The 23,531-nt window shown below is 60.0% G+C and carries 37 protein-coding genes; 30 read left to right on the plus strand and 7 right to left on the minus strand.

Annotated elements, in window-relative coordinates; all coding sequences use genetic code 11:
• Positions 1 to 46: 46 nt before the first annotated feature.
• From tuf to D4A92_RS15850, 29 genes are all read left to right on the plus strand, one after another.
• The gene (tuf, locus tag D4A92_RS15710; RefSeq protein WP_203015300.1) at positions 47 to 1,222 is read left to right on the plus strand and encodes an elongation factor Tu; all 1,176 of its coding nucleotides are present in this window, start codon (positions 47 to 49) and stop codon (positions 1,220 to 1,222) included.
• A gap of 377 nt (positions 1,223 to 1,599) precedes the next feature.
• The gene (rpsJ, locus tag D4A92_RS15715; protein WP_006728688.1) at positions 1,600 to 1,908 is read left to right on the plus strand and encodes a 30S ribosomal protein S10; all 309 of its coding nucleotides are present in this window, start codon (positions 1,600 to 1,602) and stop codon (positions 1,906 to 1,908) included.
• Between the two features lie 173 nt (positions 1,909 to 2,081).
• Positions 2,082 to 2,720: a 50S ribosomal protein L3 gene (gene rplC / locus D4A92_RS15720; RefSeq protein ID WP_006728687.1), complete on the plus strand. Its 639-nt coding sequence runs from the start codon at positions 2,082 to 2,084 to the stop codon at positions 2,718 to 2,720.
• Between the two features lie 13 nt (positions 2,721 to 2,733).
• A complete protein-coding gene (rplD, locus tag D4A92_RS15725; protein ID WP_203015324.1) occupies positions 2,734 to 3,354 on the plus strand; it encodes a 50S ribosomal protein L4 in 621 nt (206 codons plus the stop codon).
• A complete protein-coding gene (locus D4A92_RS15730) occupies positions 3,351 to 3,644 on the plus strand; it encodes a 50S ribosomal protein L23 (RefSeq protein ID WP_006728685.1) in 294 nt (97 codons plus the stop codon). Before rplD ends, D4A92_RS15730 begins: the two co-directional genes overlap by 4 nt.
• Positions 3,645 to 3,661: 17 nt before the next feature.
• Positions 3,662 to 4,498 carry a 50S ribosomal protein L2 gene (gene rplB, locus D4A92_RS15735; RefSeq protein WP_006728684.1) on the plus strand — a complete coding sequence of 279 codons (837 nt, stop codon included), beginning with the start codon at positions 3,662 to 3,664 and terminating at the stop codon, positions 4,496 to 4,498.
• Between the two features lie 15 nt (positions 4,499 to 4,513).
• A complete protein-coding gene (rpsS, locus tag D4A92_RS15740) occupies positions 4,514 to 4,792 on the plus strand; it encodes a 30S ribosomal protein S19 (RefSeq protein WP_076395920.1) in 279 nt (92 codons plus the stop codon).
• A 2-nt stretch (positions 4,793 to 4,794) separates the two neighbouring features.
• Positions 4,795 to 5,184, plus strand: a complete 390-nt coding sequence (gene rplV / locus D4A92_RS15745; protein ID WP_006728682.1) for a 50S ribosomal protein L22 — start codon at positions 4,795 to 4,797, stop codon at positions 5,182 to 5,184.
• Positions 5,184 to 5,915 (plus strand): 30S ribosomal protein S3, encoded by a 732-nt coding sequence (gene rpsC, locus D4A92_RS15750; protein WP_203015326.1) that lies wholly within the window; start codon positions 5,184 to 5,186, stop codon positions 5,913 to 5,915. The genes rplV and rpsC overlap by 1 nt, the downstream gene beginning before the upstream one ends.
• A 39-nt stretch (positions 5,916 to 5,954) precedes the next feature.
• Positions 5,955 to 6,368, plus strand: a complete 414-nt coding sequence (gene rplP, locus D4A92_RS15755) for a 50S ribosomal protein L16 (protein WP_006728680.1) — start codon at positions 5,955 to 5,957, stop codon at positions 6,366 to 6,368.
• Between the two features lie 11 nt (positions 6,369 to 6,379).
• Positions 6,380 to 6,580: a 50S ribosomal protein L29 gene (rpmC, locus tag D4A92_RS15760; protein WP_006728679.1), complete on the plus strand. Its 201-nt coding sequence runs from the start codon at positions 6,380 to 6,382 to the stop codon at positions 6,578 to 6,580.
• 12 nt (positions 6,581 to 6,592) lie between these two features.
• Positions 6,593 to 6,829 (plus strand): 30S ribosomal protein S17, encoded by a 237-nt coding sequence (rpsQ, locus tag D4A92_RS15765; RefSeq protein WP_006728678.1) that lies wholly within the window; start codon positions 6,593 to 6,595, stop codon positions 6,827 to 6,829.
• Between the two features lie 229 nt (positions 6,830 to 7,058).
• Positions 7,059 to 7,427 (plus strand): 50S ribosomal protein L14, encoded by a 369-nt coding sequence (gene rplN, locus D4A92_RS15770; protein ID WP_006728677.1) that lies wholly within the window; start codon positions 7,059 to 7,061, stop codon positions 7,425 to 7,427.
• Between the two features lie 14 nt (positions 7,428 to 7,441).
• Positions 7,442 to 7,750 (plus strand): 50S ribosomal protein L24, encoded by a 309-nt coding sequence (gene rplX, locus D4A92_RS15775; protein WP_006728676.1) that lies wholly within the window; start codon positions 7,442 to 7,444, stop codon positions 7,748 to 7,750.
• Positions 7,743 to 8,300, plus strand: a complete 558-nt coding sequence (gene rplE, locus D4A92_RS15780; protein ID WP_203015328.1) for a 50S ribosomal protein L5 — start codon at positions 7,743 to 7,745, stop codon at positions 8,298 to 8,300. The genes rplX and rplE overlap by 8 nt, the downstream gene beginning before the upstream one ends.
• A gap of 33 nt (positions 8,301 to 8,333) precedes the next feature.
• Entirely contained in the window at positions 8,334 to 8,639 is a 306-nt protein-coding gene (gene rpsN / locus D4A92_RS15785) for a 30S ribosomal protein S14 (protein WP_203015345.1), read from the plus strand.
• A 12-nt stretch (positions 8,640 to 8,651) separates the two neighbouring features.
• Positions 8,652 to 9,050, plus strand: a complete 399-nt coding sequence (gene rpsH, locus D4A92_RS15790) for a 30S ribosomal protein S8 (protein ID WP_203015347.1) — start codon at positions 8,652 to 8,654, stop codon at positions 9,048 to 9,050.
• Between the two features lie 43 nt (positions 9,051 to 9,093).
• On the plus strand, positions 9,094 to 9,627 hold the full coding sequence (gene rplF / locus D4A92_RS15795; RefSeq protein ID WP_006728672.1) for a 50S ribosomal protein L6: 534 nt from the start codon (positions 9,094 to 9,096) through the stop codon (positions 9,625 to 9,627).
• Positions 9,628 to 9,639: 12 nt separating this feature from the next.
• Positions 9,640 to 10,002, plus strand: coding sequence for a 50S ribosomal protein L18 (gene rplR / locus D4A92_RS15800; protein WP_113462295.1), 363 nt, complete (start codon positions 9,640 to 9,642; stop codon positions 10,000 to 10,002).
• A 144-nt stretch (positions 10,003 to 10,146) separates the two neighbouring features.
• On the plus strand, positions 10,147 to 10,716 hold the full coding sequence (rpsE, locus tag D4A92_RS15805; protein ID WP_006728670.1) for a 30S ribosomal protein S5: 570 nt from the start codon (positions 10,147 to 10,149) through the stop codon (positions 10,714 to 10,716).
• 14 nt (positions 10,717 to 10,730) lie between these two features.
• A complete protein-coding gene (rpmD, locus tag D4A92_RS15810) occupies positions 10,731 to 10,940 on the plus strand; it encodes a 50S ribosomal protein L30 (RefSeq protein WP_006728669.1) in 210 nt (69 codons plus the stop codon).
• 16 nt (positions 10,941 to 10,956) lie between these two features.
• A complete protein-coding gene (gene rplO / locus D4A92_RS15815) occupies positions 10,957 to 11,436 on the plus strand; it encodes a 50S ribosomal protein L15 (protein ID WP_203015349.1) in 480 nt (159 codons plus the stop codon).
• A gap of 238 nt (positions 11,437 to 11,674) precedes the next feature.
• A complete protein-coding gene (secY, locus tag D4A92_RS15820) occupies positions 11,675 to 13,015 on the plus strand; it encodes a preprotein translocase subunit SecY (protein WP_203015351.1) in 1,341 nt (446 codons plus the stop codon).
• A complete protein-coding gene (locus tag D4A92_RS15825) occupies positions 13,012 to 13,662 on the plus strand; it encodes an adenylate kinase (protein ID WP_203015354.1) in 651 nt (216 codons plus the stop codon). The genes secY and D4A92_RS15825 overlap by 4 nt, the downstream gene beginning before the upstream one ends.
• Positions 13,663 to 13,893: 231 nt before the next feature.
• Entirely contained in the window at positions 13,894 to 14,262 is a 369-nt protein-coding gene (rpsM, locus tag D4A92_RS15830; RefSeq protein WP_054150977.1) for a 30S ribosomal protein S13, read from the plus strand.
• 129 nt (positions 14,263 to 14,391) lie between these two features.
• A complete protein-coding gene (gene rpsK / locus D4A92_RS15835) occupies positions 14,392 to 14,781 on the plus strand; it encodes a 30S ribosomal protein S11 (RefSeq protein ID WP_006728663.1) in 390 nt (129 codons plus the stop codon).
• Positions 14,782 to 14,878: 97 nt separating this feature from the next.
• On the plus strand, positions 14,879 to 15,889 hold the full coding sequence (locus D4A92_RS15840; protein WP_006728661.1) for a DNA-directed RNA polymerase subunit alpha: 1,011 nt from the start codon (positions 14,879 to 14,881) through the stop codon (positions 15,887 to 15,889).
• A gap of 115 nt (positions 15,890 to 16,004) precedes the next feature.
• Complete coding sequence (rplQ, locus tag D4A92_RS15845) at positions 16,005 to 16,427, plus strand: 50S ribosomal protein L17 (protein ID WP_006728660.1); 423 nt, start codon at positions 16,005 to 16,007, stop codon at positions 16,425 to 16,427.
• Between the two features lie 209 nt (positions 16,428 to 16,636).
• Complete coding sequence (locus D4A92_RS15850; protein WP_203015356.1) at positions 16,637 to 17,215, plus strand: DoxX family protein; 579 nt, start codon at positions 16,637 to 16,639, stop codon at positions 17,213 to 17,215.
• Positions 17,216 to 17,266: 51 nt separating this feature from the next.
• On the opposite strand, the gene D4A92_RS15855 is transcribed toward D4A92_RS15850, so the two are convergent.
• From D4A92_RS15855 to D4A92_RS15870, 4 genes are all read right to left on the minus strand, one after another.
• A complete protein-coding gene (locus D4A92_RS15855) occupies positions 17,267 to 18,652 on the minus strand; it encodes an RNA polymerase sigma factor (RefSeq protein WP_348649884.1) in 1,386 nt (461 codons plus the stop codon).
• On the minus strand, positions 18,624 to 19,052 hold the full coding sequence (locus tag D4A92_RS15860) for a VOC family protein (RefSeq protein WP_203015364.1): 429 nt from the start codon (positions 19,050 to 19,052) through the stop codon (positions 18,624 to 18,626). Before D4A92_RS15860 ends, D4A92_RS15855 begins: the two co-directional genes overlap by 29 nt.
• A 6-nt stretch (positions 19,053 to 19,058) precedes the next feature.
• Entirely contained in the window at positions 19,059 to 19,496 is a 438-nt protein-coding gene (locus tag D4A92_RS15865) for a YciI family protein (protein ID WP_203015366.1), read from the minus strand.
• A 112-nt stretch (positions 19,497 to 19,608) separates the two neighbouring features.
• On the minus strand, positions 19,609 to 20,481 hold the full coding sequence (locus D4A92_RS15870; RefSeq protein WP_203015368.1) for a DUF817 domain-containing protein: 873 nt from the start codon (positions 20,479 to 20,481) through the stop codon (positions 19,609 to 19,611).
• A 49-nt stretch (positions 20,482 to 20,530) separates the two neighbouring features.
• Between D4A92_RS15870 and D4A92_RS15875 the strand changes: the two genes are divergently transcribed.
• Positions 20,531 to 20,953, plus strand: a complete 423-nt coding sequence (locus tag D4A92_RS15875) for a DUF2809 domain-containing protein (protein ID WP_203015370.1) — start codon at positions 20,531 to 20,533, stop codon at positions 20,951 to 20,953.
• Here D4A92_RS15875 and msrQ read toward each other — a convergent pair.
• The 3 genes from msrQ to D4A92_RS15890 all read right to left on the minus strand — a co-directional run bounded on the left by msrQ (position 20,950) and on the right by D4A92_RS15890 (position 23,305).
• Entirely contained in the window at positions 20,950 to 21,597 is a 648-nt protein-coding gene (gene msrQ / locus D4A92_RS15880; RefSeq protein WP_203019985.1) for a protein-methionine-sulfoxide reductase heme-binding subunit MsrQ, read from the minus strand. The two genes, D4A92_RS15875 and msrQ, sit on opposite strands and share 4 nt — an antisense overlap.
• Positions 21,594 to 22,544 carry a protein-methionine-sulfoxide reductase catalytic subunit MsrP gene (gene msrP, locus D4A92_RS15885; RefSeq protein WP_203015397.1) on the minus strand — a complete coding sequence of 317 codons (951 nt, stop codon included), beginning with the start codon at positions 22,542 to 22,544 and terminating at the stop codon, positions 21,594 to 21,596. Before msrP ends, msrQ begins: the two co-directional genes overlap by 4 nt.
• Before the next feature lie 158 nt (positions 22,545 to 22,702).
• Entirely contained in the window at positions 22,703 to 23,305 is a 603-nt protein-coding gene (locus D4A92_RS15890; protein ID WP_203015399.1) for a thermonuclease family protein, read from the minus strand.
• Between the last annotated feature and the right edge of the window lie 226 nt (positions 23,306 to 23,531).

Consider the following 23,531-nt stretch of genomic DNA (forward strand, 5'->3'; position numbering starts at 1 on the left):
ATTTGTGAATTTCCCCTGACGGGGACCAGAAAATGGAGAGCCGAAAATGGCAAAGAGTAAGTTTGAGCGCAACAAGCCGCACGTCAACATCGGCACGATCGGCCACGTCGACCACGGCAAGACGTCTCTGACGGCTGCGATCACCAAGTATTTCGGTGAGTTCAAGGCCTATGACCAGATCGACGCCGCTCCGGAAGAAAAGGCGCGCGGCATCACCATCTCGACGGCACACGTCGAGTATGAGACGCCGAACCGTCACTACGCACACGTCGACTGCCCCGGCCACGCCGACTACGTCAAGAACATGATCACCGGTGCAGCGCAGATGGACGGCGCGATCCTGGTTTGCTCGGCAGCTGACGGCCCGATGCCGCAGACCCGCGAGCACATCCTGCTCGCCCGTCAGGTTGGCGTTCCCGCGATCGTCGTCTTCCTCAACAAGGTTGACCAGGTCGACGACGCCGAACTGCTCGAGCTCGTTGAACTGGAAGTTCGCGAACTTCTGTCGTCCTACGACTTCCCGGGCGACGACATCCCGGTCGTCAAGGGCTCGGCTCTGGCCGCTCTGGAAGACTCGAACAAGACGATCGGTGAAGACGCAATCCGCGAGCTGATGGCTCAGGTTGACGCCTACATCCCGACGCCTGAGCGTCCGATCGACCAGCCGTTCCTGATGCCGATCGAAGACGTGTTCTCGATCTCTGGCCGTGGTACGGTTGTGACGGGTCGCGTTGAGCGCGGTATCGTCAAGGTCGGCGAAGAAATCGAAATCGTCGGCATCCGTCCGACGACGAAGACGACCTGCACGGGCGTTGAAATGTTCCGCAAGCTGCTCGATCAGGGCCAGGCTGGCGACAACATCGGCGCACTTCTGCGTGGCGTGACCCGCGATGCGGTTGAACGTGGCCAGATCCTGTGCAAGCCGGGCTCTGTCAAGCCGCACAAGAAGTTCATGGCAGAAGCCTACATCCTGACGAAGGAAGAAGGCGGCCGTCATACGCCGTTCTTCACCAACTATCGTCCGCAGTTCTACTTCCGCACCACGGACGTGACCGGCATCGTGTCGCTTCCGGAAGGCACGGAAATGGTTATGCCTGGTGATAACGTCACGGTTGAAGTCGAGCTGATCGTTCCGATCGCGATGGAAGAAAAGCTGCGCTTCGCTATCCGCGAAGGCGGCCGTACCGTCGGCGCCGGCATCGTCGCTTCGATCATCGAGTAATTGATTGAATTGGCGGCCCTGGGCCACAAGCCCGGGGCCGCTTTTTGTTTCCGTCTGTTGATTGGTGCAAGCCAGTTATGCAGACAGCGCGCATGTCGCCAATTCGTGCCGTCGGCCGGATTGACGAGAGGCCGTTTGCGGTGTATGTCGCCGGCCACGATCAGAATCGCACGGTGATTTGCACCGGCAGTTCTCAGCGCTGCAGATTTCAGGGCCTGGTGACGGGCTGAGTTCGGCAGGGCTCCTCATGAATGAAGAGAGTGACAGGGGCACCCCGGGGTGCGTCTGTGATTTTTGAAAATTAGGGGCCGGCCAGTCATGGTAATTCACTGTCTCTGCGTATGCGGGACGCAAGAAAAGAAACAAGGACAAGTCGAATGAACGGCCAGAATATCCGCATCCGCCTCAAGGCGTTTGATCACCGGGTTCTCGATGCCTCTACGCGGGAGATCGTCTCGACCGCAAAGCGCACCGGTGCAAGCGTTCGCGGCCCGGTACCGCTCCCGACCCGCATTGAAAAATTTACCGTCAACCGTTCGCCGCACGTCGACAAGAAGAGCCGCGAACAGTTCGAAATGCGCACGCATAAGCGCCTGCTCGACATCGTAGACCCGACCCCGCAGACCGTGGACGCGCTGATGAAGCTCGACCTGGCTGCCGGCGTTGACGTCGAAATCAAGCTCTAAGAAGAAATTCCGGCGAGAGCCGTAATAACAAGGAAGGTACGTGGCAAGACCTGCCAACGACTTCTCGAAACGGGAAACCCGATGGTTCGGAAGGGCCTGAGTGGAATCCTTAAACAAAGAGGAAAGGCCTGGATCACTTTTTCCCGGCCGCGACTCTCAAGAGGAATGAACCAATGCGTTCAGGTGTGATTGCACAGAAAGTGGGAATGACCCGCGTCTATAACGACGCCGGCGAACATATCCCGGTAACAGTTCTGCGTCTGGATAACGTACAGGTCGTGGCTCAGCGCACGGCCGACAAGAACGGCTATGTCGCGCTTCAGCTCGGTGCCGGTACGTCGAAGGTCAAGAACACGTCGAAGGGCCTTCGTGGTCACTTCGCAGCGGCGAGCGTTGAGCCGAAGGCCAAGCTCGTTGAATTCCGCGTATCCGAAGACAACCTCATCGATGTCGGCGCTCAGCTGACCGCGAGCCATTTTGAAGCCGGCCAGCTGGTCGACGTCACGGGCACGACGATCGGTAAGGGTTTTGCCGGTGCCATGAAGCGTCACAACTTCGGTGGTCTTCGTGCGACCCACGGTGTTTCCGTTTCGCACCGCTCGCATGGTTCGACCGGTTCGAACCAGGATCCGGGCAAGGTCTGGAAGGGCAAGCGCATGGCTGGTCACATGGGCCAGACGCGCGTCACCACCCAGAACCTCGAAGTCGTTTCGACCGATGAAGATCGTGGTCTTATCCTTGTGAAGGGCGCTGTTCCCGGTTCCAAGGGTTCCTGGATCATCGTCCGCGACGCCGTCAAGTCGGCGAAGTAAGGGAGCCAAGAACATGGAATTCAACGTCAAGACCCTCGAGGGCAAGGACGCTGGCAAGGTTTCTCTGTCTGAAGAAATCTTCGGCCTTGAGCCCCGCGAAGACCTGATCGCTCGCATGATCCGCTACCAGCTCGCCAAGAAGCGCGCCGGCACGCACAAGATCAAGGGCCGTTCGGAAGTCTCCCGCACCGGCTCCAAGATGTACAAGCAGAAGGGCACCGGTCGTGCTCGTCACCATTCGGCACGCGCTCCGCAGTTCCGCGGCGGTGGTAAGGCTCATGGCCCGGTTGTTCGCAGCCACGCCCATGATCTGCCGAAGAAGGTTCGTGCGCTCGCTCTGCGCCACGCCCTCTCTGCCAAGATGAAGTCGGAAGACGTGATCATCATCGACAACCTGGTTGCGGCAGAAGCCAAGACCAAGCTGCTTGTCGGTAGCTTCGCCTCGCTCGGCCTCACCAACGCTCTCGTCATCGGCGGCGCCGAAATCGACAGCAACTTCAAGCTCGCCGCTTCGAACATCCCGAACATCGATGTTCTGCCGGTTCAGGGCATCAACGTTTATGACATCCTGCGCCGCGGCAAGCTCGTGCTTTCCAAGGCTGCTGTGGAAGCTCTGGAGGAGCGGTTCAAATGACGGATCTTCGCCACTACGACGTGATCGTATCTCCGTCGATCACGGAAAAGTCGACCATGGTGTCTGAGTTCAACCAGGTCGTATTCAACGTCGCCAAGGGTGCAAGCAAGCCGGAAATCAAGGCTGCTGTCGAAGCCCTCTTCGGCGTCAAGGTCACCGCCGTCAATACGCTCGTCCGCAAGGGCAAGACCAAGCGTTTCCGCGGCTTCGCCGGCAAGCAGAAGGACGTCAAGAAAGCCGTCGTGACGCTCGCCGAAGGTCAGTCCATCGACGTGTCGACGGGCGTCTGAGGTAGGGAACAAGAACAATGGCATTGAAAAGCTACAATCCGACGACCCCCAGCCAGCGTCAGCTGGTCATCGTCGACCGCTCGGGCCTCTGGAAGGGCAAGCCGGTCAAGGCGCTGACGGAAGGTCTTTCGAAGAGCGGTGGCCGTAACAACTACGGTCGCATCACCGCTCGCTTCATCGGTGGTGGTCACAAGCGCACCTATCGTCTGGTTGACTTCAAGCGTCGCAAGTTCGACGTCGAAGGCACCGTCGAGCGCCTGGAATACGACCCGAACCGTTCGGCCTTTATCGCTCTCGTCACCTATACCGACGGCGAGCAGGCCTACATCCTTGCCCCGCAGCGCATTGCTGCCGGCGACAAGGTCATCGCATCGGAAAAGGCTGTCGACGTAAAGCCCGGCAACACCATGCCGCTGCAGTACATCCCGGTCGGTTCGATCGTCCACAACGTCGAGATGAAGCCTGGCAAGGGCGGTCAGATTGCACGTTCGGCTGGCACCTATGTCCAGCTCGTCGGCCGCGATGCCGGCATGGCAATCCTGCGCCTGAACTCGGGTGAGCAGCGTCTGGTTCCGGGCTCCTGCCTGGCCACCATCGGCGCTGTTTCCAACCCGGACCACGGCAACACCAACGACGGCAAGGCTGGTCGTACCCGTTGGCGCGGCAAGACCCCGCACAACCGCGGTGTCGTCATGAACCCGGTCGACCACCCGCACGGTGGTGGTGAAGGCCGCACATCCGGTGGTCGTCACCCGGTTTCCCCGTGGGGTAAGCCGACCAAGGGCAAGCGGACTCGCTCGAACAAGTCGACCGACAAGTTCATCATGCGCTCGCGCCACCTGAAGAAGAAGTAAGAGAGGTAGTCTGAAATGGCTCGTTCAGTATGGAAAGGTCCGTTCGTTGACGGCTATCTTCTCAAGAAGGCTGAGAAGGTTCGTGAAGGCGGTCGTAGCGAAGTGATCAAGATGTGGAGCCGTCGCTCCACCATCCTGCCGCAGTTCGTCGGTCTGACTTTCGGCGTTTACAACGGCTCAAAGCATGTGCCCGTCTCGGTCAACGAAGACATGGTCGGCCACAAGTTCGGTGAATTCTCTCCGACCCGGACCTATTACGGTCACGGTGCGGACAAGAAGGCGAAGAGGAAGTAACGATGGGCAAGGCAAAAACCGAACGCCGGCTCAAGGACAACGAAGCGCAGGCAGTCGCCCGCACGATCCGCGTCAGCCCCCAGAAGCTCAACCTGGTTGCCGCGCTTATCCGCGGCAAGAAGGTCGAGCGCGCGCTCGCTGAGCTGGAATTCTCCCGCAAGCGTATCGCCGGAACCGTTCGCAAGACTCTCGAGTCTGCGATCGCCAACGCCGAGAACAACCATGACCTCGACGTCGACCAGCTGGTCGTCGCCGAAGCCTATGTTGGCAAGTCGATCACCATGAAGCGTTTCCACGCTCGTGGCCGCGGCCGCGCATCGCGCATCGAAAAGCCGTTCTCGCACCTGACGATCGTTGTGCGTGAAGTCGAAGCCAAAGGGGAGGCCGCATAATGGGTCAGAAAATCAATCCGATTGGCTTCCGCCTCGGGATCAATCGCACCTGGGATAGCCGTTGGTTCGCCGACAACGCCGAATACGGCAAGCTGCTCCACGAAGACCTGAAGATCCGCAAGTATCTGATGGAAGAGCTGAAGCAGGCCGGCATTGCCAAGGTTGTCATTGAGCGTCCGCACAAGAAGTGCCGCGTCACGATCCATTCGGCTCGCCCGGGTCTGATCATCGGCAAGAAGGGTGCAGACATCGAGAAGCTTCGCAAGAAGATCTCGACGATGACCAACTCGGAAACCCACCTCAACATCGTTGAAGTGCGCAAGCCGGAAGTCGACGCAACCCTGGTTGCTCAGTCGATCACCCAGCAGCTCGAGCGTCGTATTGCATTCCGTCGCGCCATGAAGCGTGCCGTTCAGTCGGCCATGCGTCTTGGTGCCGAAGGCATCAAGATCACCTGCGCCGGCCGTCTCGGTGGTGCCGAAATCGCTCGTACCGAATGGTACCGCGAAGGTCGCGTTCCGCTCCACACCCTGCGTGCAGACATCGATTACGGTACGGCTGAAGCCGAAACCGCATACGGCATCTGCGGCGTGAAGGTCTGGATCTTCAAGGGCGAAATCCTCGAGCACGATCCGATGGCATCGGAACGCCGTGCGATGGAGGGCGATGCCCAGGGTCCCGCAAGCCGTGAACGCGGTGATCGTGGCGACCGTCGCCGCGAGAACGCTTGATTGAACGCTGGCGAAAGATAAGCTCGGAGAAGTAAGAAAATGTTGCAGCCAAAGCGTACAAAGTACCGCAAGCAGTTCAAGGGCCGCATCAAGGGCGTCGCCAAGGGCGGTTTTGATCTGGCATTCGGCGAATTCGGCCTGAAGGCTCTGGAACCGAACCGCGTGAACGCTCGCGAAATTGAAGCAGCCCGTCGTGCGATCACCCGCTATATGAAGCGTGCTGGTCGCGTGTGGATCCGCGTATTCCCTGACGTTCCGGTCACGGCCAAGCCGACCGAAGTTCGTATGGGTAAGGGTAAGGGTTCGGTCGAATACTGGGCGTGCAAGGTCAAGCCCGGCCGTATCATGTTCGAGATCGACGGCGTATCGGAAGAGATCGCGCGCGAGGCTCTTCGCCTCGGTTCCGCCAAGCTCTCTGTCACGACGCGCTTCGTACAGCGCATTGCAGAGTGAGGACCAAGTCGATGAAAGCCGTAGACGTACGCGCCATGAGCGCTGACCAGCTGAACGACGAGCTTGCAAAGCTGAAGAAGGAGCAGTTCAACCTGCGCTTCCAGAAGGCCACCGGCCAGCTCGAGAAGTCTTCCCGTATTCAGGAAGTCCGTCGTGACATCGCACGCGTGAAAACCATTGCCCGCCAGAAGGCGGCAGAAGCCAAGGCCTAAGGACCGAGAAATATGCCGAAACGCATTCTGCAGGGCGTAGTTGTCAGCGACAAGAACGACAAGACTGTCGTTGTTCGCGTTGAGCGTCGATTCGCCCACCCGCTGCTTCAGAAGACCGTTCGCCGGTCGAAGAAGTACAAGGCACATGACGAAGCCAACCAGTACAAGACCGGTGACGTCGTTTCCATCCAGGAATGTGCACCGATCTCCAAGGACAAGCGCTGGACGGTGATTGCCGCCCAGGCTTAATTTACGGACTTACTGCGCAAGGGCTTGCACCTTGCGCAGAAATCTGTATGAAGCAGGCCACTGGCTGAGAACGCTCGGAATCGGGCGTTCTTTTGCTTTGAGCGCACGGAAGGTCCCGTATGGGAAACCACCCTGTATTTTCCTTCCCGCGCACACCAGAAATTTATCATAAGCCGGAATAGGGGGCCTTGGCCCAACCGTTCGGGTTACAACAAGAAGGCGACCTGACATGATTCAGATGCAGACTAACCTCGACGTGGCGGATAATTCCGGCGCACGTCGTGTCATGTGCATCAAGGTGCTGGGCGGCTCCAAGCGCAAGTACGCTTCCATCGGCGACATCATTGTCGTTTCGATCAAGGAAGCGATCCCGCGCGGCCGCGTGAAGAAGGGTGACGTGATGAAGGCGGTTGTGGTTCGCACTGCCAAGGACATCCGTCGCGCCGACGGCAGCGTCATTCGATTCGATAACAACGCAGCCGTTCTTATCGACAACAAGAAAGAGCCTATCGGCACCCGTATCTTCGGACCGGTTCCGCGCGAACTTCGCGCCAAGAACCACATGAAGATCATCTCGCTGGCTCCGGAAGTACTGTAAGGGAGCGACGAGCGATGCAAAAGATTCGTAAGGGCGACAAGGTCGTCGTACTCGCTGGCAAGGACAAGGGCCGTTCGGGCGAAGTCCTCCAGGTCATGCCGAAGGAAGACCGTGCGGTCGTCCGTGGCATCAACGTTGTCAAGCGCCACCAGCGCCAGACGCAGACCGCGGAAGCCGGCATCATCAGCAAGGAAGCTTCGATCCATCTGTCGAACATCGCGATCGTCGACAAGGACGGCAAGCCGACCCGCGTCGGTTTCCAGGTCGTCGACGGCAAGAAGGTTCGTGTGGCCAAGCGTTCGGGAGAAGTGATCGATGGCTGAGTCCAAGTACGAGCCGCGGCTCAAGGCTGAATACGTAAACCGCATCCGCAAGGCTTTGCAGGAGCAGTTCTCCTACGCCAACGAGATGCAGATCCCGAAGCTCGACAAGATCGTCATCAACATGGGCGTGGGTGAGGCAACTGCCGACTCCAAGAAGCCCAGTGTTGCTGCTGCTGATCTTGCTGCGATCGCCGGCCAGAAGCCGGTCATCACCAAGGCCCGCAACTCGATCGCTGGCTTTAAGGTTCGCGAGCACATGCCGATCGGCGCAAAGGTTACCCTGCGCGGCGCCCGGATGTACGAGTTCCTGGATCGCCTGGTCAACATCGCGCTTCCGCGCGTTCGCGACTTCCGCGGCCTGAACCCGAAGTCCTTTGACGGCCGTGGCAACTTCGCCATGGGCATCAAGGAGCACATTGTGTTCCCTGAGATCAACTACGATAAGGTTGATCAGATGTGGGGCATGGACATCATCGTTTGCACGACGGCGACCAACGACGACGAAGCTCGGGCTCTTCTGAAAGAGTTCAACTTCCCGTTCCGTCAGTAACCGTAACGACGAGCGTAGAAGAGGAACTTCCATATGGCGAAGACAAGCGCAGTTGAAAAGAACAAGCGCCGCCGCAAGATCGTCGCGAACCAGGCCGCAAAGCGCGCCGGGCTCAAGGCCATCATCATGAACCAGTCCCTTTCGATTGAAGAGCGGTTCAAGGCAACCCTGAAGCTGGCAGAACTGCCACGTGACGGCTCCAAGACCCGCATTCGCAACCGTTGCGAAGTGACCGGTCGTCCGCGCGCTTTCTATCGGAAGCTCGGGATGTCGCGTATCGCGCTTCGTGAGCTTGGCAATACCGGCAAGGTGCCGGGCATTGTTAAGTCCAGCTGGTAAGGAGACGGTAACATGACGATGACTGATCCGTTGGGCGATATGCTCACCCGTATCCGGAATGGTGCCGCACGCCGCAAGGGCTCCGTTACCACTCCGGCCTCCAAGCTCCGTGCCCGCGTTCTCGACGTTCTGCAGGCCGAAGGCTACATCCGTGGCTACAGCCAGGTCGATTACGACAACGGCAAGTCCGAGATCACGATCGAACTGAAGTACTACGAAGGTTCTTCGGTCATTCGCGAAATCGGTCGCGTATCCAAGCCGGGCCGCCGAGTTTATGTCTCGGTTAAGTCCATCCCGCAGGTCGCGAACGGCCTCGGCATCACCATCCTTTCGACTCCGAAGGGTGTGATGGCCGATCACCAGGCTCGCGAACAGAACGTTGGTGGTGAGGTACTCTGCTCCGTCTTCTAAGACGGGCAGGGGATCTCCATAGCGAACAGACAGGATAAAAACTATGTCTCGTATCGGTAAGAAGCCCGTTCCGGTTCCGGCTGGTGTGACCGCCTCTGTCGAAGGCCAGAAGGTCTCCGTCAAGGGCCCGAAGGGTGAACTTTTCTTCGTCGCAAATGACGAAATCTCCGTGAAGCTCGAAGACAACGCCGTTGTCGTTCAGCCGAACAACGACTCCAAGGACGCTCGTTCGAAGTGGGGCATGTCCCGCACGATGATCGAAAACATCCTGAAGGGTGTTAAGGACGGTTACGAGCGCAAGCTCGAAATCAACGGCGTTGGTTACCGCGCGTCGCTGCAGGGCAAGAACCTGCAGCTGGCACTCGGCTTCAGCCATGATGTCGTCTATGAGCCGCCGGTTGGCATCTCGATTGCTGTTCCGAAGCCGACCGAAATCATCGTGTCCGGCATCAACAAGCAGCAGGTCGGCCAGGTTGCCGCCGAGATCCGCGAATATCGCGGTCCGGAGCCCTACAAGGGCAAGGGCGTCAAGTATGCCGAAGAGCGGATCGTCCGCAAAGAAGGCAAGAAGAAGTAAGGATCGCGCGAAATGGCAAGCAGAAAAGAAGCACTTGTTCGCCGTGCGAACCGCGTACGGCGTCAGATCAAGGCGGTGGCAAATGGCCGTCCGCGTCTGTCGGTACATCGCTCTTCGAAGAACATCTACGCTCAGATCATCGACGACGTCGCTGGCAAGACCCTCGCGGCTGCCTCGACTCTCGATGGCGGCCTGAAGGGCGAGCTCAAGACCGGCGCCGACATCGCAGCAGCAGCTGCCGTTGGCAAGCTGGTCGCCGAGCGTGCCGTCAAGGCTGGCGTCAAGGAAGTCGTCTTCGATCGCGGCGCCTTCATCTATCATGGCCGCATCAAGGCTCTCGCCGAAGCGGCTCGTGAAGGTGGTCTGACCTTCTAATCAAAGAATTTCCACCCGGACTTGCGTCCGGGTGGATTTCCGGCTTTATGCCGGTCACACCGGATTCCACCTTGACCCGACAGGGCAGGGTGGAACTTTGCGTAATCTGCCGATTGCACCCGGAAAAGAAAAAGGAAAAGGACAATGGCACAAGAAAAGCGTGGTTCGCGGGATGACCGTCAGAACCGTGAAGAGCGCGATAGCGAGTTTGTCGACAAGCTGGTCGCCATCAACCGCGTCGCTAAGGTCGTCAAGGGCGGCCGTCGTTTCGGCTTCGCAGCCCTCGTCGTCGTCGGCGACCAGAAGGGCCGTGTAGGTTTCGGTCATGGCAAGGCACGTGAAGTGCCGGAAGCCATCCGCAAGGCCACCGAAGCTGCCAAGCGCGATCTGATCTTCGTTCCCCTGCGTGACGGCCGTACGCTGCATCACGACGTCAATGGCCGCCACGGCGCCGGCAAGGTTCTGCTGCGCTCCGCCAAGGCTGGTACCGGCATCATCGCCGGTGGTCCGATGCGCGCCGTTTTCGAAACGCTCGGCATGTCGGACGTCGTCGCCAAGTCGACCGGTTCCTCGAACCCCTACAACATGGTTCGCGCAACGTTCGACGCCCTGAAGGCTCAGGTGCATCCGAAGGATGTGGCAGCTCAGCGTGGCCTCAAGTACGCTACGCTCCAGGCTCGCCGCGCTGCCTCCGGCAACGCAGCTGAAGAATAAGAGGAGTCTGATCCATGGCCAAGGCTACGAAGAAGACTGAAGCAAAGACGATCACGGTCGAGCAGATCGGTTCGCCTATTCGCCGTCCGGCTGTCCAGCGCGCAACGCTGGTTGGTCTGGGCCTCAACAAGATGCACCGGGTCCGCACCCTGGAAGATACACCTTCCGTTCGTGGCATGATCCGTGCTGTCCAGCATCTCGTTCGCGTCGTCGACGAGAAGTGAGACGGGGGAAGTCATCATGAAACTGAATGAAATCAAAGACAACGAAGGCGCTTCCAAGGAGCGTATTCGCGTAGGTCGCGGTATTGGCTCCGGCAAGGGCAAGACCGGTGGTCGCGGTGTGAAGGGTCAGAAGGCTCGTTCGGGCGTTGCTATCAACGGCTTCGAAGGTGGTCAGATGCCGATCTACCGTCGCCTGCCGAAGCGCGGCTTCAACAACATCTTTGCTTCTGAATACGTCACCGTTTCGCTCGGCCGTATCCAGACCGCGATCGATGCTGGCAAGCTCGACGCCAAGGCAACGGTTGACGCCGCTTCGCTCAAGGCAGCCGGCGTGATCCGCCGCGCCAAGGACGGCGTGCGCGTGCTCTCCGACGGCGAACTGAAGTCCAAGGTCACGATCGAAGTCGCCGGCGCCTCCAAGGCTGCTGTCGAGAAGATCGAAAAGGCCGGTGGTTCCATCAAGCTGCTCGAAGCAGCCAAGGAAGCCGCTGAATAAGTGACAGACAATCGCCCGGGGTGCTTCACACCGGGCGATTTTGCTCCCATATGTGAGCCTCACGATCCCAGGACGGAATGGACGACGTTTCGTCTTCCGGGTCATCTGGAAAACAAGGGTGTGAGGCATGCGGTTGTTCGCAACTTCTCCCGCGCCCTGTTTTCTGAAAAACAGTTTGAACGAATAGCCTCCGGTTTCGACGGATTACCGTCGCCGGTTTAGGTTTGCGGAGAATTCTATGGCTTCTGCAGCGGAACAACTGGCCTCGAACCTCAACTTCTCGACTTTCGCCAAGGCGGAAGATCTGAAGAAGCGTCTGTGGTTCACCCTGGCCGCATTGCTGGTTTATCGCCTCGGCACGCATATTCCGCTGCCCGGCCTCAACCCGGAGGCTTATGCCGCGGCCTTCCAGGGCCAGTCCGGTGGTATCCTCGGTCTTTTCAACATGTTTGCCGGTGGCGCGGTCGAGCGCATGGCGATCTTCGCGCTGGGCATCATGCCCTACATCTCCGCGTCGATCATCGTGCAGCTGATGACGTCGGTCGTGCCGACCCTCGAGCAGCTCAAGAAAGAGGGCGAGCAGGGCCGCAAGATCATCAACCAGTACACCCGCTACGGCACCGTGCTTCTCGGCGCGCTTCAGGCCTACGGCATCGCCGTCGGCCTCGAATCGGGGCAGGGGATCGTTGCCGACCCGGGCTGGTTCTTCCGCATTTCGACCGTTCTGACGCTGCTTGGCGGCACCATGTTCCTGATGTGGCTTGGTGAGCAGATCACCTCGCGTGGCATCGGCAACGGTATCTCGCTGATCATCTTCGCCGGCATCGCTGCCGGTCTGCCGGCCGCTGTCGCCCAAACGCTTGAACTCGGCCGCACGGGCGCGCTGTCCACCTTGCTGATTCTCACCGTCATCGTCGTGGCCATCGCCGTCATCGCGCTGATCGTGTTCGTTGAGCGTGCCCAGCGCCGTCTTCTGATCCAGTATCCGAAGCGCCAGGTTGGCAATCGCATGTTCCAGGGCGACACCTCGCACCTGCCGCTGAAGCTGAACACTGCGGGCGTCATTCCGGCGATCTTTGCATCGTCGCTTCTGCTCCTGCCGGCCACCGCTGCTGGCTTCTCCGGCAATAGCCAGCTTCCGGGCTGGGCGACGACGGTGATCGCCGCTCTGCAGCACGGTCATCCGGTCTATATGCTGCTCTACGGCGCGCTGATTGCCTTCTTCGCCTTCTTCTACACGGCCATCGTCTTCAATCCGAAGGATACGGCCGACAACCTGAAGAAGCATGGCGGGTTCATTCCCGGCATCCGCCCGGGTGATCGCACCGCAGAGTACATCGACTACGTCCTGACCCGCATCACGACGGTCGGCGCGGTCTATCTGGTTTTCGTCTGTGTCCTGCCAGAAATCCTCATCGCACGCACCGGGATCCCATTAGCCCTTGGTGGTACTTCGCTTTTGATTGTTGTCAGCGTGACCCTTGATACTGTAGCACAGGTTCAGGGACATCTGATCGCCCAGCAATATGAGGGCCTGATCAAGAAGTCGAAGTTGCGTGGAGGAAAGAGGGGACGATGAGACTGATTCTGTTAGGACCGCCGGGCGCGGGTAAGGGAACCCAGGCCCAGCGGATCGTGGAGAAGCACGGCATTCCGCAGCTCTCCACCGGTGACATGCTCCGTGCTGCGGTATCCGCGGGCACGGAGGTCGGGAAGCGCGCCAAGGCCGTCATGGATGCTGGCAAGTTGGTTTCCGACGAAATCGTCATCGCCATCGTCTCCGAGCGCATCGATGCGCCCGACTGTGCCAATGGGTTCATTCTCGATGGCTTTCCCCGGACGCTCGTCCAGGCGGATGCCACCGAGGCGATGCTCAAGGGCAAGGACCTTGACCTGTCGGGCGTGATCGAGATCCGCGTCGATGACGAGATCCTCGCGGACCGAATCGCCGGCCGCTACACCTGTGCAAACTGTGGCGCCGGTTATCACGACGAGAACCTGAAGCCGAAGGTGGACGGCGTTTGTGACAAGTGTGGTTCGACCCATTTCAAGCGTCGTCCCGACGATAACAGGGACACGGTCCGCACGCGTTTGCAGGCCTATTACAAGGAAACCTCGCCGCTGATCGGCTATTACCACGCCAAGGGTAAGCTGCATTCGGTCGACGGCATGGGTGAGATCGATGCCGTCACCGGCGAGATCGAGGCCATCCTGGCCAAGCTCTGACAGCCGTCAGTCTTAAGAATCTTCGCGGGGCCGGTTGCTTTTAGCCACCGATTCCGCTAAAGACCGCGCCAACTCGCGACATGACTGCGATCGGCGCGTTCTTCCAAAACGCTGGGAGACCGGGTTCGATCGTTTTGGTTTGTCGAGAACCCGAATTGTAATTGCGGCTCCTATGGGTCGTGTAACGAGACACCACTTGCCGGATGGCAACTGGAAGCAAGGAGAATAGGCGTGGCACGTATCGCTGGCGTCAACATCCCGACTGCGAAGCGCGTTGTTATCGCGCTGACCTACATTCACGGGATTGGACCGAAGTTCGCATCTGAAATCATGGAGAAGGTCGGTCTTCCGGCTGACAAGCGCGTTCACCAGCTGACCGACGCTGAAGTTCTTCAGATCCGCGAAACCATCGACCGCGATTACCAGGTCGAAGGTGACCTGCGTCGCGATACCGCGATGAACATCAAGCGTTTGATGGACCTCGGCTGCTACCGTGGCCTGCGCCACCGTCGTGGTCTGCCGGTTCGCGGTCAGCGCACGCACACCAACGCCCGCACCCGCAAGGGTCCGGCGAAGGCGATCGCTGGTAAGAAGAAGTAATTTTTTCGAGGCAGTTGGCAATAGGCAGTGGGCAGTAGGGATACTACTGGCTACTGCCTAAATCCTGTTGCCTCGATTGGTGTAGCCGCTGGCATTACGGCGGTGCTTAGATCAACTGAAAGGAAGACCATGGCCAAGGAAGCCACACGCGTCCGCCGTCGCGAACGCAAGAATATCTCGTCGGGCGTTGCTCACGTCAACTCGACCTTCAACAACACGATGATCACCATCACCGACGCACAGGGCAACGCAATTGCCTGGTCGTCTGCTGGTGCCAAGGGCTTCAAGGGTTCGCGTAAGTCGACCCCGTTCGCCGCTCAGATCGCTGCTGAAGACTGCGCCAAGAAGGCTCAGGAACACGGCATGAAGACGCTGGAAGTTGAAGTTTGCGGTCCGGGCTCCGGTCGTGAATCCGCTCTGCGCGCCCTCCAGGCTGCCGGCTTCATGATCACGTCCATCCGCGACGTGACCCCGATCCCGCACAATGGCTGCCGTCCGCGCAAGAAGCGTCGCGTCTAATCATTCTTCGTTTTGCCGGGCAGGCGGTTCGCCTTCCCGGTGCTTCTCATATTCGGCCGTCACGATTGAATGGTGATGGCGAACGGAAGGTAAAATCATGATTCAGAAGAATTGGCAGGAACTGATCAAGCCGAACAAGGTGGAATTTTCCTCCTCCGGCCGCACCAAGGCGACCCTCGTCGCCGAGCCGCTTGAGCGTGGCTTCGGCCTGACGCTCGGCAACGCTCTGCGTCGCGTTCTCCTGTCGTCGCTTCGTGGTGCAGCCGTCACGGCTGTCCAGATCGACGGCGTTCTGCACGAGTTCTCGTCTATCCCGGGCGTTCGCGAAGATGTCACCGACATCGTCCTGAACATCAAGGAAATCGCCATCAAGATGGACGGCGACGATGCCAAGCGCATGGTTGTCCGCAAGCAGGGTCCGGGCGTTGTTACCGCCGGTGACATCCAGACGGTCGGCGACATTGAGATCCTGAACCCCAACCACGTGATCTGCACCCTCGACGAAGGTGCTGAAATCCGCATGGAGTTCACGGTCAACAACGGCAAGGGCTATGTTCCTGCCGAGCGCAACCGCGCGGAAGATGCACCGATCGGTCTCATCCCGGTCGACAGCCTCTATTCGCCGGTCAAGAAGGTGTCCTACAAGGTGGAAAACACCCGCGAAGGACAGGTTCTCGACTATGACAAGCTGCTGATGACCATCGAAACCGATGGTTCGGTCACCGGGGAAGATGCAGTCGCTTTCGCGGCTCGTATTCTCCAGGACCAGCTCGGCGTCTTCGTCAACTTCGACGAGCCGCAGAAGGAAGCCGAAGAAGAAGCCGTCACCGAGCTTGCCTTCAACCCGGCGCTGCTCAAGAAGGTCGACGAGCTGGAGCTTTCGGTCCGCTCGGCAAACTGCCTGAAGAACGACAACATCGTTTACATCGGCGATCTGATCCAGAAGACCGAGGCAGAGATGCTGCGCACGCCGAACTTCGGTCGCAAGTCGCTGAACGAAATCAAGGAAGTTCTCGCTTCCATGGGCCTGCACCTCGGTATGGAAGTACCGGCATGGCCGCCTGAGAACATCGAAGATCTCGCCAAGCGCTACGAAGACCAGTACTGAAAAAGATAAAGGCAGGGCCGTCTCTGCCTTTTCCAGTCAAACTGCGGGTGAATGCCCGTATGTGTCAGGAAACGGCAGCCTCTGAGACAGAGCCTGCACTCAAAGGAGAATAGCAATGCGCCACCAGAAAGCCGGCCGCAAGCTGAACCGTACCGCCAGCCACCGTAAGGCGATGTTCGCCAACATGGCTGCTTCGCTCATCACCCATGAGCAGATCGTCACGACGCTCCCGAAGGCGAAGGAAATTCGCCCGATCGTCGAGAAGCTGGTCACCCTCGGCAAGCGCGGCGACCTGCACGCTCGTCGTCAGGCCATCTCGCAGATCAAGGACGTTGATGCCGTCAAGAAGCTCTTCGACGCCATCGCAACGCGCTACGCCACCCGCAACGGCGGCTACCTGCGTATCATGAAGGCCGGTTTCCGCCAGGGCGACAACGCCGCCATGGCTGTCATCGAATTCGTCGAGCGCGACGTTGACGCCAAGGGTGCAGCCGACAAGGCCCGCGTCGCCGCTGAAGCCGAAGCTGAAGCTGCGTAAGTTACTTCCCGCAAGGGAAGGTTCAAAAGGCCGGGTGAGCGATCACCCGGCTTTTTGCGTTCTGGGCCGGACCACAAGAAGGTCGGATGCACACGAAAACTTGACCGGAGCGGTCAAGTCTTTCCCAGACGCTTGATCTGCGTCAACAGCATTTGCTCTGACAGCGCTAACTTCGATCCATCGAATTATCGATGTAAAAGAGGTTCCCAATGGTTGACGCATCCATTTTCAGCAATGACAGATCCCATCTGATCATACCCTCGCTCTCGACCTTCTATGACCGCATCGCCCAGCCCATGGCTTGGTCGATCTTCCGCCTCGCTGTCGGCGGCATGCTGTTGATCGAGGGTTGGCCTAAGATCATGGCACCCTTCGCGCAGGTCGGATTTGTGGAAAAGCTTGGCTTCTATCCGGGCTGGCTCTGGTCACCGACGCTTGCTTTGCTGCAGGTCGGAGGCGGCCTCCTGATCGCGCTCGGCCTCTTCACGAGGCCCGCAGCGCTGGCCAATGGCGTGATGCTGGCTATCACCCTCTATTTCCACATGGCCAACCCGTATGGCGACGCCTTCCTCACCCAGGCCGGCATCGATGCAATGAAGGCTGGCAGCGAATTCTTCACGCCGCAGGCCATGGCACGGCTTGCTGATGGCGGCCATGTCTTCCTACATCAGGTGCAGAGCAAGGCAGAACTCGCTTCGCTCTTCTGGACGGGTGGCGCCTTTCTTTTCGCCGCCTTTGGTGGCGGCTACCTCTCGCTCGACCGGCTGCTGTTCAAGAAGCAGTTCTGATACTTGCGCAGCACAAGGACACCCGGTCGAAAGGCCGGGTGTCGTTTGTTTTCAGTCTTGCGCCTCGGCGCAGCAACGCACCCGACCCATCAGAAACGACCGCTCGGTCTCGTTCCCGCTCAGTTCAGCCGCTCGCTCAAACTCCACGCGCGCCTCCGACATCCGTCCCAGCCGCATCAGAAAATCGCCCTTGGCGGCATAGAGCGCCGCGTAACCCGCCAGCTGCGGCTCCGCCTCGATCTCCGCCAGCAGCGCAAGCCCCGTCTCGGGCCCGAACGCCATCGCATGCGCCACCGCCCGGTTCAGCGCCACGACAGGCGAGGGGACCCGCTCCAGCAACCGGTCATAAAGCGCAGCACTCAGCGCCCAGTCCGTATCCTCAAATCGCGACGCCCGCGCATGCACGGCTGCAAGCGCCGCCTGCAGCGCATAGATCCCGTCTTCGCCTCCAAGGCGCGTCACCGTCACCAGCCCCTCGAGCCCGCGCTGGATCAGCAACCGGTCCCACAGCCGCCGGTTCTGTGTCTCGAGTGTCTGCGCGCTGCCATCCGATCCGATCCGCGCCTTGAAGCGCGAGGCCTGCAACTCCATCAGAGCCAGCAGCCCATGCGCTTCAGGCTCTTCTGGCGCGAGCCCGACCAGAATGCGTCCGAGTCGCATGGCCTCGTCACAAAGCTGCGGCCGCATGAGGTCTTCGCCGCGGCTCGCCGCATAACCCTCGTTGAAGATCAGGTAGATGACCTCCAGCACCGAGGCGAGACGTGCATCGCGTTCCGATCCAATCGGCACCTCGAAGGCGACGTCACCCTCCCGCAGCACCTTCTTCGCCCGCACGATGCGCTGCGCGACTGTCGTTTCCTGCGTGAGAAAGGCCCGGGCGATCTCCACCGTCGTCAGCCCGGCAATGACCTTCAGCGTCAGCGCCGTGCGCTGGTCGCGGGAAAGGAACGGATGGCAGGCGGTGAAGATCAGCGACAGCCGCTCGTCGCCGATCGCGTCGTCGAGGGTCGCCTCGACGGCCTCGAAACCATCCACATGCGCGGTTTCGATGTCGTGCATAAGCGTGGCCTCGTGGCGTGCCATCATCCGGCGACGGCGCCAGAGGTCGACAGCCCGCCGCTTGGCCGTCGTCATCAGCCACCCACCCGGATTGGGCGGTGTGCCGGTTCGCGGCCAGGTTGCCAGCGCCGAAATGAGGGCCTCCTGCGCCAGGTCCTCCGCGAGGGTGAGATCGCCGACATGTCTTGCTAGCCCGGCGACCAGCCGGACTCGCTCGATACGATAGATCCTCTCGATGTCCGCGGCCGCAAGTGTCAGGTTCTTGGCAGCGCCTGCAGCCGGCTGTCCGTCTCGTCTCATGATCACGAGTATGGACGCGGCGTCAGCCCGGTCAACCACGGAGACCGGCTCAGGCGTCGACACCAGTCGTGTCGCCACCGGCAGCCGCCGGGTCCATCCAGAAGATTTCCCAGACGTGACCGTCAGGATCCTCTACCGACCGGCTCCACATGAAGCCGTGATCCTGCGGCGGGTTCGGATCGGCCCGTCCGCCGGCAGCGCTGGCGGCCCCGACAACCCGGTCGACATCCGCATGCGCCTCTACGGTCAATGCCAGAAGCGTCTGGCTCGTCGCCTTCGCATCGGCAATCGGGCGGGACGTGAACGTCCGGTAGAAGTCATGCGTCAGGATCATCACGCCGATCGTGTCCGTCACCATCATGCAAGCCGCATTCTCGTTGGAGAATTGCGGGTTCTTTGTCGCCCCCAGCGCTTGGTAGAAACCGGTCGAGGCAGCAAGGTCTGTCACGGGAAGGTTGATGAAGATCATCTTGCTCATGATGGCTCAGCCCTTCGACTTCTGCTGAGCCGCGAGCCCTTCGGCGGCGCGGTCATGGCTCGCCTGTCCTTCCGGTGATGCGATCTCGGCGAAATCCTCCATCTCGTAGAAGGGCCGGATCTCGATTTCGCTCGGTGCCATCATTGGGTTCGGGCAGCGTTTGACCCAGGCGACCGCCTCGTCCATGTCCTTCACCTCCCAGATCCAGTAGCCGGCGACCAGCTCCCTTGTCTCAGCAAAGGGGCCGTCGATCACCCGCCGATCGGGTCCGTCGAAGGTCACCCGCTTGCCCATCTTCGATGGCTTGAGCCCGTCGCCCGAGAGCATGATGCCCGCCTGCACCAGTTCTTCGTTGAACTTGCCCATGTCCTCGAACAGCTTGGCCGGCGGCATGATGCCTTCTTCACTGTCTTCCGTCGCCTTCACCATCACCATGACACGCATGTCTCATCTCCTCTCGTTGTCAGGACCTCTCTTGCGATCCTGCTCCCCCAACGAATGAGCTAAACCCATTTCGACACGGCATGCGAAAAAAATCTTTCGCAATCGGTTTCGGTCACTTCGGAATATGGATCGTGGCGCGGATATGCTTGAGCGAGGCGACGATCGTAAACGTCATCATCACCAGCAGCGTCCAGGAACTCCACTTGCCCAGATGCACCGTCGACCAAGCGCCCAACTGGTTCGGATAGTGCCAGATCGCAAAAAAGGTCGAGATGTTCTCTGCCACCCAGATGAAGAAGCCGATCAGGATGAAGGCAAGCAGCATCGGCATCTGCCGGTCGCGGTCGAAAGGCCGGTAGATCACGGTGGTGCGGGCGTAGAGCCCGATCGAGAGCGCTGCCAGATACCAGCGATAATCGCCGATGTAGTGGTGGGTGAAGAAGTTGAGATAGATCGCGACAGCCACCCCGATCGCCATCCAGTAGGGCGGGTGATGGCGGATCCTGACATCCAGCAATCGCCAGGCCTGGATGATGTAGCTGCCGACGGCGGCATACATGAAGCCGGAGAATAGGGGCACGCCGAGAAGCTTGGTGTAGGCGAAGTCCTGATAGGTCCAGGATGGATTGGCACCTGCTGTCTTGAAGGCCTCCAGTGCAAAGCCGACCGCGTGGAAGAGGCAGATCGCCTTCAGCTCGTCCATCGTCTCGAGCTTGGTCCAGACCATCCAGATCTGGATGGCGAGCGCGATGATCAGCAGCACGTCGTAGCGTGGAATACCGAAGAGGCCGGTGCGTGGCACCGCAAAGATCGAGATGAAGAACAGGCCGGCAAACAGGCAGGCGCGCGCTTCCTTGATTCCGAACATGACGAATTCGACGACGAATCGCCTGAAGCCGGTGAGCTGCGGATGCGGCGCATTGTCGATCAGTCGCCGGTCCAGCGCACTCAGCAGATCCCTGCGTCCCTCTGCCACCAGTGTCATTTGCCAGCCCCGCTGTTGCATTCCGTTGCAACCTCAGTACTAAGCGCTCATGGACGAAATCAAGGCAACGATGTCACAACGCCTGCGCCGGCTGGGGATGGCCTTTGCCATCATCGCGTGTGGCGTGGCTTTGAGGCTCGGCGGCTATGAGATCGGCCTGCCGTATTTTCTGGTGAAATACGGTGGTTCGACGCTCTGGGGCGCGATGGTCTTTTTCCTCATCGCCATGCTGCTGCCGCGACAGCCGATCGGACGCCTGACGCTCCTCGCCCTGGTAATCGCAGCGCTCACGGAGCTCACCCGCCTCTACCACACGGCCTGGCTCGACGAATTCCGCCTGACATTGGCAGGCGCGCTTCTGCTCGGACGTATCTTCTCCTGGTGGAATATCGTGGCCTATGGCCTCGGCATCGCCCTGGCAGCCTTCATCGAAGCGCGTCGTCTCACGCTTCCCGGCCAGCCGTCAGACTAGCGGGTCGCCCCCGCCATGCGCTTGGCCCGTTTCCGCTCCATGATCTTCGGCCTTGCCAGCCGGTAACCGAGCAGGAGGATCGTGACCGTGATGTAGAAGGCGGCTTCCGGATCGATCACCTTCAGCGACAGTGCATAGTGCAGGATTGCCGCGAGCAGGATCGGATAGGTCAGCTTGTGCAGTCTGTTCCATCGCGGACCGAGCCTTCGGATCGACCACTGATTGGAGGTCAGCGCGAGCGGGATCAGCATCAAGAGTCCTGCCATGCCGAGCATGATGTAGGGACGCTTCAGGATGTCGCCGGCAATCGACGACAGGATCAGGCCCCGATCCAGCGTCAGGTACACGGTAAAGTGCGCCAGCACGTAATAGAATGCCAATAGCCCAAGCGCGCGCCGATAGGCGATGAGATTGATGCCAAACAGGTCCCGCAATGGCGTGACCGCGAGCCCCAGGCAGAGAAAGCGGAAGGCCCAGAGCCCCAGCAGATGCTCGAAGGCGCGCACGGGATCGGCGCCTAGCCCGCCATAGATCCCAAGATAGAAGGCATAAAGCCCCGGCATCAGCCCGATGGCATAAAGCGCCCAGATCGACGCCGGCTTGTAGCGGGCGGGCAGGGCAGGGAGTGCAAGCGCAGCCATCAGTAGAACTTCGTCAGGTCCATGCCGTCATAGAGACTTGCGACCTCGTCGGCATAGCCGTTGAACGGCAGCGTATCGATCCGCGCGCCACCGAAGAGCCCATTCGCTTCGCCGATCCGCCGCTCGGTCGCCTGGCTCCAGCGTGGGTGATCGACCTCGGGATTGACGTTGGCGTAGAACCCGTATTCCGACGGCTGCAACAGGTTCCAGGTCGACGCTGGCTCCTCTTCCGTCAGCGTGATCTTGACGATCGACTTGATGCCCTTGAAGCCGTATTTCCACGGCACGACGAGCCGGATCGGGGCTCCGTTCTGGTTGGGCAGCGTCTCGCCGTAAAGGCCGGTCGCAAGGATGGCCAGCGGATGGCGTGCCTCATCTAGGCGCAGGCCCTCGCGATAGGGCCATTCCAGCGCCTGGAAGATGCCGGCCTGTCCCTGCATCTCCTCGGGTCGGACAAGCGTTTCGAAGGCGACATACTTCGCAGAGCCCAGCGGCTCCACCCGGTCAAGCAAAGCTGAGATCGGGAAGCCGATCCACGGGATCACCATCGACCAGGCTTCCACGCAGCGCATCCGATAGACGCGCTCTTCCATCGGGATCTCGCTCATGATCGTTTCGATGTCGATCACCTGCGGCTTGGCGACCAGTCCGCCCACTTCGATCGTCCACGGCCGCGTCGTCAGCGAGCCCGCATTGCGCGACGGATCTTCCTTGCCGGTGCCGAACTCATAGAAATTGTTGTAGGTCGTCACATCCTCTTTCGAGGTCAGCTTCTCGTCGAGCGTGTAGATGCTCGGCTTGGCGGCAAGCGGTGCGGCCAAAGCCGGAGAGCCGAGCCCGGCCGCGGCGATCCCGCCGGCCGCCACGCCCATGAATTGCCGTCGCTTGAGGTAGAGCGACTTCGGGGTGATCTCGGAACTTGCAATCTTGGGCGGATGGTAGACCGGCATGGCTGACCTCTTGAGGCTCTCTCTGTCTTTCTAAGATAGAAGACGGGAGCATAGAGACCAGAGTTTCATCGTCTGGAAAAGAAGTCCGACAGGAACAATTTCGTGTAGGTCCGTATCGGCCGGCGGGTGTAAGGATTCGCGTCGATTGCCGACACGCGTCAGCCACACCAGCTCTGCTTGTGACCTTCCCAGCGATGCGCAATGCCGCGTGCAATCAGATCGTCGCCGACGGAGCGTCCATCCTGCAGGACTACCCGAAGCTTGCGGCCATATTGGTCCACGTCGCGTCGCTCTCGCCGTTCCATGACAAGGCCGCCGCCATTCAACGCGTCGAGGAGCGCAACCTGTGCCTCGAGCCCGAGGGCGCGTTCCCGCTCGCAGGCAGGGCGCCCGATCTCCGGCGTGTTGATATCAGAGATCCGGTATTTCACCGCCCGGTACCAGAAGGTGTCGCCATCGACGACGCAATTGATCCGCTGCGCCCCGGCGCAGGTCACGAAGCGGCCCTCGATTGGCTCCGAACGGGGGGCGACGGCGCCGGTGATGGCGTAGTCGATCAGCTTGTTCGATGCCGGGACGACCAGATAGGAATAGGGAAGCTTTTCGAAATGAATGACGGCGAGCACAGCAAGACACGCCATCATCAGGATGCGCCGCATCCGGTAGAGTGCTTTGAGCGGGTTCCAGCGCGGCGCAGGCTCGGGATTGAGCTTCTGACGGGCATCTTTCAGCAGGATCACGCGGGCAGGTTTCCGGGTCATCATGACTCCTCCTTCCGCGGTAAACTCTAATAAACACGTCTTGCCGCAGGCTTAACCCGATCACTCAAATGCGAATGAATTCGCCCTCGCCGTGAGCCCAAGGCGTACCGATTTGCCCCTGGATGCTAGTGACAGGGCAGGGGACATGGCTTAGACCAGTTCCAAAATGGCCGCCTTGCCTTGGCGCCGAGGGTGCAGGCATGGCGGCGAACAAGCCATCGAGGTG

This window comes from Rhizobium rosettiformans, from assembly GCF_016806065.1.
Classification (GTDB): Bacteria; Pseudomonadota; Alphaproteobacteria; order Rhizobiales; family Rhizobiaceae; genus Allorhizobium.